Annotated in this window: 9 protein-coding genes and 1 rRNA gene; 9 read left to right on the top strand and 1 reads right to left on the bottom strand. The window is 41.6% G+C overall.

Annotation, left to right across the window (positions count from 1 at the left end; genetic code table 11):
• The 6 genes from rrf to ihfA all read left to right on the top strand — a co-directional run.
• Positions 1–87: ribosomal RNA gene (gene rrf, locus WA256_RS21050) — 5S ribosomal RNA — on the top strand; the annotation flags it as partial.
• Between the two features lie 660 nt (positions 88–747).
• Positions 748–1,803: a DUF2066 domain-containing protein gene (locus WA256_RS13195; protein WP_253108712.1), complete on the top strand. Its 1,056-nt coding sequence runs from the start codon at positions 748–750 to the stop codon at positions 1,801–1,803.
• Positions 1,803–2,513, top strand: coding sequence for a DnaA regulatory inactivator Hda (gene hda, locus WA256_RS13190; protein ID WP_171037157.1), 711 nt, complete (start codon positions 1,803–1,805; stop codon positions 2,511–2,513). The genes WA256_RS13195 and hda overlap by 1 nt, the downstream gene beginning before the upstream one ends.
• Before the next feature lie 77 nt (positions 2,514–2,590).
• Positions 2,591–3,571: a phenylalanine--tRNA ligase subunit alpha gene (gene pheS / locus WA256_RS13185; protein WP_054552893.1), complete on the top strand. Its 981-nt coding sequence runs from the start codon at positions 2,591–2,593 to the stop codon at positions 3,569–3,571.
• 15 nt (positions 3,572–3,586) lie between these two features.
• Positions 3,587–5,974 (top strand): phenylalanine--tRNA ligase subunit beta, encoded by a 2,388-nt coding sequence (pheT, locus tag WA256_RS13180; protein ID WP_062565109.1) that lies wholly within the window; start codon positions 3,587–3,589, stop codon positions 5,972–5,974.
• Between the two features lie 2 nt (positions 5,975–5,976).
• On the top strand, positions 5,977–6,276 hold the full coding sequence (gene ihfA, locus WA256_RS13175; RefSeq protein ID WP_002960690.1) for an integration host factor subunit alpha: 300 nt from the start codon (positions 5,977–5,979) through the stop codon (positions 6,274–6,276).
• A gap of 64 nt (positions 6,277–6,340) precedes the next feature.
• Here the strand turns inward: ihfA and WA256_RS13170 are convergent, their stop codons facing one another.
• Positions 6,341–7,147: a DUF2989 domain-containing protein gene (locus WA256_RS13170; RefSeq protein WP_058584753.1), complete on the bottom strand. Its 807-nt coding sequence runs from the start codon at positions 7,145–7,147 to the stop codon at positions 6,341–6,343.
• 174 nt (positions 7,148–7,321) lie between these two features.
• Between WA256_RS13170 and WA256_RS13165 the strand changes: the two genes are divergently transcribed.
• The 3 genes from WA256_RS13165 (at position 7,322) to WA256_RS13155 (ending at position 11,882) form a co-directional block, all read left to right on the top strand.
• The gene (locus tag WA256_RS13165) at positions 7,322–8,764 is read left to right on the top strand and encodes a glyceraldehyde-3-phosphate dehydrogenase (protein ID WP_054561210.1); all 1,443 of its coding nucleotides are present in this window, start codon (positions 7,322–7,324) and stop codon (positions 8,762–8,764) included.
• Between the two features lie 202 nt (positions 8,765–8,966).
• Entirely contained in the window at positions 8,967–10,094 is a 1,128-nt protein-coding gene (locus WA256_RS13160) for a M14 family metallopeptidase (protein WP_054561211.1), read from the top strand.
• A gap of 285 nt (positions 10,095–10,379) precedes the next feature.
• Complete coding sequence (locus tag WA256_RS13155) at positions 10,380–11,882, top strand: alanine/glycine:cation symporter family protein (RefSeq protein ID WP_062565110.1); 1,503 nt, start codon at positions 10,380–10,382, stop codon at positions 11,880–11,882.
• Positions 11,883–11,947 lie beyond the last annotated feature (65 nt).

Genomic DNA, 11,947 nt, shown 5'->3' with positions numbered 1-11,947 from the left:
CTGACCCCATGCCGAACTCAGTAGTGAAACGAAACAGCGCCGATGATAGTGTAGCAGCTGCTATGTGAAAGTAGGTCATCGCCAGGCTCCAAATAAGAGAAAGCCCGATTCGAAAGAGTCGGGCTTTTTTGCGTTTTAGCTGTCAGCTTTCAGCCGTCAGACGTCAGTTGAAACACAGAATCTCCCTCAGTAACACCCCAGTAGGAGGCACTTCAGTCCCGAATCAGACCTTTACAATCACATTCACGGCTAAATAGTTAGCGAGTTACAAGTTAGCAAGGGTAAAGTTGAATTGTGTGGTTGTTTAGTACAGTGTCACCCTCAGCAACAAAACCCCGTAGGAGGCACTTCAGTGCCGAATTCAGACCTTTACAAAAACATTAATGGCTAAAGCCATTCCTACAAGTACACTTTACCTAGAACCTAGAACCTAGAACCTAGAACCTAGAACCTAGAACCTAGAACCTCCAGCAGAGGAAGACGCAGCACCAAAAACCTCCACCACGCGGCTGATCGCTGACGGCTGAAAGCTGATAGCTCTGTGTTGGGTTTCGCTGCGCTCTACCCAACCTACGCAAGGCCTTTCAACTTTCCCCTCGCTAACTTTCCCCTTTCAAACTCGCTAACTTTACTCTCGCTAGCTCGTAACTCACGAACTTGCTCAGCTACCGTTCATTAAATTAACTTTGCTTTGTTTATGGCTTTGATTTAGGATCAAATCAGTTTAAAAGCAAGAACTAATGGCCTGTGTCTAGATTACTTATTTGTTTATTATTATTATTTTCGAGTGCTTCAACTTTCGCTGTTGAGGTGACTAATTTATATCAAGATACTCTTAAAGTTGCAGACAAATCACGTGATGCTCGTTTGGCAGCAAGCCGTGAAGCACTGCTAAATGTGCTGGTGAAAGTGAGTGGTGATACAAGCGCAGATCAAAACCCTTTTGCTAAACAGCGCACGCGTGACATTTCAGATTACATGCTCAAATTCGAATATGACGAAAAAGCAGATGGAAGTTTAAATCTGGTTGTTAAGTTTGAGGCAAATAAGATTAATGCATTAATCAAAGATCTTGGCTTGCCATTGTGGGGCACGCGTCGTCCTTTAGTGGCTATCTGGTTAGGCATTGAAGATAACTGGCGCCGTGAATTGGTTACTCAAGAGTCTTATCCGCAGCTTGAACAGCTTATATACGACAAAGCTGGTCGCCGTGGTTTACCTGTGGTTGTGCCATTACTTGATTTACAAGACCGCGCTATTGTTGGTATCCCAGAAGTGTGGGGTAATTTCTCAGAACCCGTAGAGCGTGCATCGAGTCGTTATAGTGCAGAGCGCAGTATTACTGCAAGAATGTACCAACAAGCTGATTCAGAAACCTGGATCCTAGATTGGCGTTTCACTAATGCAGAATTATTTGATACCAATCGTTTGATGGGTGATAAGCAGCAAATTGTTGCAGATATGATTGACAGTTTAGCAGGTGGTTTAGCAGCAGAATATGCCATTGATCCAACAATGATTGGCCAACTTGCGACAGCAACCTTCTATCTTAAAGGTATCAATAACTTTGTTGATATTGAATTTGCTAAACGCCGTTTAGAGAGCTTAAGTGTTGTTACTCGCGCTGTGATATCTGTACGTACGCCTGATACCGTACAATTTATAGTTAATCACACTGGCAGCATGAATGATTTTAGAAAAGCGTTAGAACTTGATAGTGCCTTTAAAGCGTATCAGGACCCGCGTGATTTTTATCAAGTGGTCAATAAAGATGAGCTTGAATATCAGTGGCAGGGGCTTTAATCGAAGTGCAAGAACCAATGCAAATGGCATTGCCAGTTACTTTGCCTGATGATGAAACATTTACTTCTTATTTTGGTGGCGAAAACTCTCTTGAAGTGAGTCACCTTAAAGATGCGTTCACAAAGCTCAGTAATAAATTTCAATATACCTACTTATGCGGTTTAGGTGATTCAGGTAAATCCCACCTATTGTATGCGACCTGTATTCATGCCCAAGAGCGCGGTTTATCAACCATGTTACTTTCAATGCGTGAAGTGATTGATTATGGTCCTGTTGTGCTTGAAGGTCTGGAAAATCTTGATGTGTTATGTATCGATGACGTGCACTTAGTAGCAGGCAACGATGCATGGGAGAAAGGATTATTTAACTTTTTTAATCGTTTCAATGAGCCGGGCAAATACCTTGTGGTTACAGCTGATTTATTACCTGACATGCTGCATATCAATCTTCCTGATTTAGTATCGCGTTTGAAGTGGGGCACAACATTACAAATTCGCTCTATGAGCGATGATGATAAAGCGGAAGCCCTCGTACGCCGTGCTCATATGCGCGGCCTTGAACTAACTGATGAATGTGCGCGCTTTTTATTAACGCGATTAAGCCGTGATATGCGTGCATTATTAGACGTTTTAGACAAACTTGACCATGCCTCAATGGCTGCACAAAGAAAATTAACAATTCCTTTTATAAAATCAACGTTAAAGCTTTAGTAGGGCTAGAATCTAGTCCTTGCTTTCAGTTATCATTAGCTATTACAAAAATCCTTCTGTGAAAGACCAGGTACTCAATGAACTTAGAAAATATTTTAGCGCAAGCACTTGAGGCAGTTGCCAGTGCGAATGAAATCGCGCAACTAGAAGATATCAGGGTTAATTACCTTGGTAAAAAAGGTGAAATCACCAGCTTACTTAAAACGCTAGGCAAGATTGCCCCTGAAGAGCGTAAAGAAGCGGGTCAAGTGATTAACCAAGCAAAACAAGAAGTACAAACAGCCATTAACGAAAAGCGTGAGTTACTAGCAAGTAAGGCTCTTGAAGAGAAACTAGCTGCAGAAACGATCGACGTAACTTTACCGGGTCGTGTTATGCCAACAGGTGGCTTACACCCAGTAACTCGTACTATTGAACGTATTGAAAGCTTTTTTGGTGAGTTAGGTTTTGCGGTTAAATCAGGTCCTGAAGTTGAAGATGATTTTCATAACTTCGATGCGCTAAATATTCCTGAGCACCACCCAGCGCGAGCTGATCACGATACTTTCTATTTCAACCCTAAGCTTGTGTTACGTACACAAACGAGTGGCGTACAAATCCGTACTATGGAAACTGAGCAGCCACCATTACGTATCATTTCACCAGGTCGTGTTTATCGTAACGATTATGACCAAACACACACGCCAATGTTCCACCAAGTGGAAGGCTTAATGGTTGATACAGATGTAAGCTTCACTGAGTTAAAAGGTATTCTGCACGACTTCTTACGTAACTTCTTTGAAGAAGATATGGAAATCCGTTTCCGTCCTTCTTACTTCCCATTTACTGAACCATCAGCTGAGGTTGATGTTATGGGTAAAAACGGCAAGTGGTTAGAGGTATTAGGCTGTGGCATGGTTCACCCTAACGTTCTTAAATCAGTGGGTATTGATCCAGAAAAATACACGGGCTTCGCATTCGGTATGGGTGTAGAGCGCTTGACTATGTTGCGTTACGGCGTAAACGACTTACGTGCATTTTTCGAAAACGATTTAAAATTCCTAAACCAGTTCCGTTAAGAGTGAAGATATAAAATGAAATTTAGTGAAAAGTGGTTAAGAGAGTGGGTTAACCCAGCAATCGACACACAGGCTCTTTCGGAACAGTTATCAATGGCTGGTCTTGAAGTTGACGGTGTTGAGCCTGCAGCAGCAGAATTCACAGGCGTTGTTGTTGGTGAAGTTGTTGAGTGTGGTCAACACCCAGATGCTGATAAATTACGTGTAACTAAAGTAAACGTAGGTGGTGATGAGCTACTTGATATCGTGTGTGGTGCACCTAACTGTCGTCAAGGTTTAAAAGTAGCTGTTGCGACAGTTGGCGCTGTATTACCTGGCGACTTCAAAATTAAAAAAGCCAAACTTCGTGGTCAACCTTCACACGGTATGCTGTGCGCATTCGTTGAGTTAGGTATCAGCGAAGAAGGTGATGGCATCATGGAATTACCAAGTGATGCACCAATCGGTACTGATTTACGTGAGTACTTAAGCCTAGACGACAACATTATTGATGTTGACTTAACACCTAACCGTGGTGATTGCCTAGGTATTAAAGGCCTAGCGCGTGAAGTAGGCGTACTTAACAGTGTTGATGTAAACACACTTGAAATCGCACCAGTTGCTGCAACGATTGATGACAAAGTATCGATTGAGCTTGTGAATGATGAAGCGTGTCCTCGTTATTTAGGTCGTGTAATTAAAGGTATCAACCTTGATGCAGAAACACCTCTTTGGATGGTAGAGAAGCTTCGTCGCAGTGGTATTCGCTCAATTGACCCTGTTGTTGATGTAACAAACTACGTGTTATTAGAGCTAGGTCACCCAATGCACGCATTTGATTTAAATGCGATTGAAGGTGGTATTAAAGTACGTAGCGCAAACGCGGGTGAAGAGTTAGTTCTGTTAGATGGCAACACAGCTAAACTAAACGAGTCTACGCTTGTTATTGCTGATCACAACAAAGCGCTTGCTATTGCAGGTATTTTTGGTGGTGAAAAATCAGGTGTAACTGAAGCAACATCAGATATTTTATTAGAAAGTGCGTTCTTTAATCCTGTCGCTATTGCTGGTCAAGCACGTAGCTACGGTTTACACACTGATGCGTCACACCGTTACGAGCGTGGTGTCGATTTTGCACTGCAAAAAGATGCAATGGAACGTGCGACAGCATTACTTCTTGAGATTGTTGGCGGTGATGCAGGCCCAGTTGTTGAAGCAGTCGCAACTGACAAGTTACCAAAAGTAACAGAAGTGCGTTTACGTCGTGAGCGTTTAGACCGTGTAATTGGCCACCATATTGATGATGCAAAAGTAACTGACATCCTAACGCGTTTAGGTTTAGACGTGAAAATTGTTGATGGTGTATGGAGTGCTGACGTACCTAGCTATCGCTTTGATATTCGTATTGAAGAAGATTTAATTGAAGAAGTTGCGCGTGTTTACGGCTATAACAGCATTCCTAACGTTGCACCAACTGCTAAATTAAAAATGACTAATCATGACGAGTCACATGTTGCGGTAACTAAATTCCGCAATACGCTTGTTACTCGTGGTTACCAAGAAGCAATTACGTACAGCTTCGTTGATCCAAAAGCACAAGCAATTTTACACCCGCAAAGTGATGCGCTTGTATTACCACACCCAATTTCTGTTGAAATGTCAGCAATGCGCGTGAGCTTGATGCCGGGTCTATTAGCGTCTCTAGTTTATAATCAAAACCGTCAGCAACCACGTGTACGCTTATTTGAGCACGGCTTAAAATTCTTACGTGACGAAAATGCTGAAAACGGTGTAAACCAAGTGGCTGTCATTGGTGGTGTAATCTCTGGTCTTGCACACGGTGAACATTGGGTTCAAGAAAAGCGTAGCGTTGATTTCTATGACTTAAAAGGTGATGTTGAAGCACTTTTAGCAATTAGTAACGATTCATCACGTTTTGAGATAAAAGCAGAGCAGTCTGATGGCTTACATCCAGGCCAATCAGCCGTTATTTATGTTGATGGTAAAAAAGTAGGTTTCTTTGGTGCAGTGCACCCACAGGTGCAAAAGTCACTAGATATCAACAACACAGCATTTGTGTTTGAAATCGAAATGTCTGCACTAGAAAAAAGAAAATTACCAGAAGCAGTGGCAGTGTCGAAATTCCCGTCAAACCGCCGTGATATCGCGATTTTAGTGGAAGATCACGTAAAATCTGGCGATATTTTAAATGTCATAGAAAAAGTTGGCGGAAATCAATTGGTTGACCTAAACTTATTCGATGTGTATAAGGGCAAAGGTATTGAGCCAAATTATAAGAGTTTGGCGATTGCTCTAACACTGCAAGCGGTTGATAGAACGCTCGAAGAGAAAGATATCAATCAAGTAGTTGATAATGTGGTGGCCGCACTGGCCGAACAATTTAACGCATCGTTGAGGGACTAGATATGGCGCTTACTAAAGCCGACATAGCTGAACACCTATTTGAAAAACTCGGGATCAATAAAAAAGATGCCAAAGATTTAGTTGAAGCGTTTTTTGAAGAAATCCGCTCAGCGCTAGAAAAAGGCGAGCAGGTTAAGCTCTCTGGATTTGGTAACTTTGATCTTCGAGATAAGAAAGAACGTCCAGGCCGCAATCCGAAAACAGGTGAAGATATTCCTATTTCGGCGCGCAGAGTTGTGACTTTTAGACCAGGTCAAAAGCTAAAAACTCGTGTAGAAGTTGGCACAAGCAAAGCTAAATAAGAAAAGGCAGCGTTAGCTGCCTTTTTTATTTGTCTGAGCACTGCAAATTAGCGAGTTGGAATTATCAAAACCCGCGTGGTGATACGAAGCTTCCTTCTTGGATACTGTCGTAGGTTTTTTGTGCTAAATCATCTAAGCTGTCTAGGCTTTTGCCTGCGGCAGCGAGTTGATGCTCAATAGGTAAAATATCGACATCTTCATACCCTGATAATTGTGCTACACGTGCAAAGGTGTAGGCATGCTTATACTTTTCGTGTTTGTAGAATAAGCTCACAAGAGTAGGGTAGATCTCAGGATTGGGTGTTTCACCTGCTTTATTTAACTCTAGCGTTTTGTAAAGCAAATCAATGGTTTTTTCATCATCAAACTTCACGTAGTAGCTTGCTAAGAAAAACTGCATTTCGGCATCTTCAGTCACCCGTTTATCTTGCTTTTCTTCCAGGGCGAGTAATTTAGTTAACGCAGATTGGTCGTTATTACGCGACCAATGGTAATACAACAAGCCTGGGTGGTCAGTATTTTTGGTATCTTGAAAAATTCGTGTCATTTCTTTGATACTTGTTAAATGACCCTCAACACGAGACGTGGTTTTTTCTTTTAGTTTTATATGCTCAATCTTGGCGGCAAGCGACACACATTGATCGTATTTCTCAAAATCCTTTAATAATTGGTATTTGTTTTCATCTGTTGGTGACTTATATTCAACATAACGTTGAATGATGACCTCGGCACGTTGCTCTTTACAGTGACTATCTTTATTTAAATCACTGCAGAAGCCAGGTGTTTCGTCGCACACTTTCGCTAGTGTAAGCGGATCTTCACAGCCTGCTAATGCCAATAAACCAAGCAACACGCTTGCTCTTAATAACATTCCTTAACCTCTACTTAATTTGTACTACTTTATTCTAGCGCAATGATTTGTTCTGTAACAGTGGAGAATCGTTCGAGTTTAAATTAGAATACCCCTGCCTGAGATGTGTTGCTCTCAAATCACAACACATTTTTTAAGGCTATCCGTTCAAAATTGTTTAATTAGGTAAAAAAAATGACCTCATCTCACGAGTTAGAATACACAAGCAGCTGGCAAGAACGTCAAGATTACGCAGAAAGTATGCAACCTATTATTGGTAGACTTTACCGTAATCGTGGTATCGAAATCGCTGTATATGGCCGTCCTCTCGTTAATGCCAGTACAATCGATATCATCAAAGCACACAAAACAGTTGCTCAGTTTGAAGGTACAAAACTACGTTTACGTGAAAGCTTCCCTTTCTTAGAAGCAATTAGCAAAATGGACTTAAACTCAGCACGTATCGATATTGGTAAACTAGCGTATGGTTATTTGTTTAACGATGCTGCGAAAGGTCGCTCAGTTGAAGAATACTTAACTGACGAACTAGCAGAAATCGCAAACTCAGAGCGCAAAGAGCCACGTGATGTTGTGTTATACGGTTTCGGTCGTATCGGTCGTTTATTAGCTCGTCTATTAATCGAAAAGTCAGGTCCTTATGCAGACCTTCGTTTACGTGCAATCGTTGTACGTGGCGGTAAAGACGGCGACTTAGAAAAGCGTGCAAGCTTACTTCGCCGTGACTCTATCCACGGTCCATTCAATGGCTCAATCACAATTGATAAAGAGCGTAATGCAATTAAAGCTAACGGTAGCTACATTCAAGTTATCTATGCTAACTCTCCTAGCGAAGTTGATTACACAGCTTACGGCATCGAGAACGCACTTGTTGTTGATAACACAGGTATCTGGAAAGACGAAGCAGGCCTTGGCCAGCACTTAGAAGCAAAAGGCGCAGCAAAAGTATTATTAACTGCACCAGCTAAAGGCAACATCAAAAACATCGTATACGGTGTAAACAACCAAGATATCAAATCTGAAGATAAGATTGTCTGTGCAGCAAGCTGTACTACCAATGCTATTACCCCTACGTTAAAAGCACTTAACGATAAGTTTGGTATCAAAAACGGTCACGTTGAAACAGTTCACTCGTACACAAATGACCAAAACTTAATTGATAACTACCACAAAGCTGAGCGTCGTGGCCGTGCTGCTGCACTTAACATGGTTATCACTTCAACAGGTGCTGCAAAAGCGGTTTCTAAAGCTTTACCTGAGCTTGAAGGTAAACTAACTGGTAACGCTATCCGTGTTCCTACGCCAAACGTATCAATGGCTATCTTGAACTTAAATCTTGAAAAAGGTACAACTGTTGAAGAACTAAATGCGTTCTTACGTGAAACAGCACTTCATTCAGACCTTCGTGATCAAATCGATTACACAGCGTCTACTGAAATCGTATCGACTGACTTAGTAGGTAGCCGTTACGCAGGTGTTGTTGATTCACAAGCGACAATCGTAGATGACAACCGCGTTGTACTTTACGTTTGGTACGATAATGAGTTTGGTTATAGCTGTCAGGTAGTACGCTGTATGCGTGATATGGCTGAAGTAACTTTCCCAAGCTTACCTCGCTAATACCTAAGTTATAAAGAATCTAGAAGCCAGCATTATGCTGGCTTTTTTAGTCGTGAAAGTTTTTGCAAATTTTCAGCATGTGATAGGCTGTTAAGGGTCTACACCATATTACTAACAAAACGTTCTAACTACAGAGCGTTGACTTAATTCTTAACTAACAAGCGAATAGCTAAGAATTATTTTTAACCAATAGGTTTATAGAATGAAAATCACCAGCAATTTTGACAGTGGTAATATCAAGGTTATTGAAGCCGTTGATCCACTGAATATTCAATTAGAAATTAATAAAGACAATCAGTCTGATTTTTTCCAGTGGTTTCACTTTCGTCTTGAAACAACTGCGTTTCAAAACCATAAATTACACATTAATAACCTAGAGAACTCAGCATACCCTGATGGCTGGGAAGGTTATCATGCGGTTGCATCATACGACCGTCAAACTTGGTTCCGTGTACCATCTGAGTACGCAAACGGCACACTATCATTTGAAGTAGAGCCTGAGTGTAGCAGCATGTACTTTGCTTACTTTGCGCCATACAGCTATGACCGCCACTTAGATTTACTAGCATGGGCACAAAGCCAGCATGCTTGTGAATTAGAAACATTAGGCGAAACCCTTGATGGTCGTGACATGAGTGTTTTACGAGTGGGTATTCCTAGCAGTGAGAAGAAAAAAATCTGGATCACGGCGCGCCAGCACCCAGGCGAAACTATGGCTGAGTGGTACGTTGAAGGTTTACTTCATAAATTACTTGATGATGAAGACCCACATGCAGCGGCACTATTATCTAAAGCGGTATTCTACATCGTGCCAAATATGAACCCAGATGGCAGTGTGCGTGGTCACCTACGTACTAACGCTAAAGGCGTTAACTTGAACCGTGAATGGCAAACACCGAGCATGGAAAATAGCCCTGAAGTTTTCTTAGTGCTTAACAAAATGCGTGAAACGGGCCTTGATATGCACTTAGATATTCATGGTGACGAGGCAATTCCTTATAACTTTGTTGCGGGTAGTGAAGGTATCCCAGGCTACGATGATCGCTTAAAAGAGTTAGAAGATAGCTTTAAAGCTGCGCTTTTAACTGTGACGCCTGAGTTCCAAGACGAACATGGTTATCCAAAAGATGAGCCGGGCCAGGCTAACTTAACTGTCGGTTCTTCTGCTGTCGCGCATGAATTTAATGCATTAGCTTACACGGTAGAGATGCCATTTAAAGATAACGATGATTTACCAGATCCAGATTACGGCTGGTCAGATCGTCGCTCGTATCAATTTGGTCAAGATACGTTAGCGGCTATTGTTAACGTGGTTGATAAATTAAGATAACGAACCTTACGGGCATCAGCAAAACTGATGCCCGTAATTGTATCTATTGACTGAAAAATGACGGTGTAGAGCAGGATGTATCAAATGTTAACGAGGTAGGTATATTTAGCATATTGAAAATTAACTGTTAACAAACTTGGTGGGTTTAAGTTAATATTCAATATGTTCAGCTGTGAAGTAACAAAATCTCATTTTTATTTCTCACAGTCATCGTGTCGCGCATTCTCACAAGCTCACGCTGAGTATCGTAACTAACAATAAAAAATATAATCATAGAGGATATCCATGGAAGCTTTAGTAAGCGCCGTTAATGACATAATTTGGAGTAGTGCACTCATTTATTTATGTCTAGGTGCAGGTCTGTTTTATTCCGTTTTAACCCGATTCGCACAAGTTAGACATTTTAAAGAAATGTGTAAATTATTGCTTAGCTCTAATAATTCAGATACGGGTATTTCTTCGTTCCAAGCACTTGCTGTATCGTTATCAGGCCGTGTAGGTGTCGGTAATATTGCCGGGGTTGCTGCAGCAATCGGCTTTGGTGGTCCAGGGGCGATTTTTTGGATGTGGATAGTTGCGTTCCTTGGCGCAAGTACTGCGTATGCCGAGTCAACTCTTGGTCAGATTTATAAATCAGAAGAAGATGGTCAATATCGCGGTGGTCCAGCATACTACTTCGACCGCTGCTTACAGCAAAAGTGGTTAGCAGTATTATTTGCAGTATCGGCGATTATTGCTTGTGGTGTGTTCCTTCCGGGCGTTCAAGCGAATGCAGTAGGTAATGCATTCACACAAGTTTTTGGTGAAGGCACATTGGTTAGCACCAGCTTTGGTGAAGTAGGTAGCTTTAAGCTTGTTGCGCTTGCAATCATCTTAATTGTACTTGCATTTATCATCTTTGGTGGCATTAAACGTATCGCAAACTTCACACAAATCGTGGTGCCATTTATGGCACTAGGTTACATCGTGTTAGCTTTAATCGTGGTGTTCTTAAACCTAGATAAAGTGCCAGGTATCTTCTCAATGATCTTATCTGATGCATTCACCGCGCAAGCAGGCTTTGGTGCTGCTATTGGTTGGGGTGTGAAACGTGGTATTTACTCAAACGAAGCAGGCCAAGGTACGGGTCCACATGCAGCATCAGCTGCTGAAGTTGATCACCCAGCTCAACAAGGCTTAGTGCAAGCATTTTCTGTTTATGTTGATACCATTTTTGTTTGTACAGCAACGGCGTTAATGATTCTAATCACTAAACAATACAACATTGTGGGTGAGTTACCTGCAGGTCAATTCATTGTGCAAAACGTTGATGCGGCAACAGAAGTAGGCTCTGCTGCTTTCACACAAATGGCATTATTTAGCGTATTTGGTGGCTTTGGTGAAGCATTCGTTGGTATTGCTTTATTCTTCTTCGCATTTACCACAATTCTTGCTTATTACTATATTGCTGAAACGAACGTTGCTTACTTAAACCGTTATTTCAAAGGCAACATTCCACTGGTTATTGTTAAGCTAGTCATCATGTTTATGGTTGCTTACGGCATGGTAAACAGCTCTGGTTATATCTGGAATATTGGTGATATTGGCGTAGGCTTAATGGCCTGGATTAACATTGTCGGTATTTTGGCTATTTTCTTTGTCGCAAAACCTGCCCTTAACTGCTTACGTGATTACGAAGATCAAAAGAAAGCCGGTGGCGAAATCACTTTTGATCCAGTTAAATTAGGCATTAAAAATGCGACTTTCTGGGAAAAGCGTCTAGCTGAAAAGGCGAAACAGAAACAATAAATCAGGTTTTTGAGTTTTTGTAGTGAATTTAGTTGTGCAGGTTTTCGAATCTTCACAAATGAATG

It is taken from the genome of Pseudoalteromonas sp. CH_XMU1449-3, from assembly GCF_037027245.1.
Taxonomy (GTDB): Bacteria; Pseudomonadota; Gammaproteobacteria; order Enterobacterales; family Alteromonadaceae; genus Pseudoalteromonas; species Pseudoalteromonas shioyasakiensis.
The sequence above is the reverse complement of the archived record's forward strand: the minus strand, read 5'-3'. Positions and strand labels throughout refer to the sequence as shown.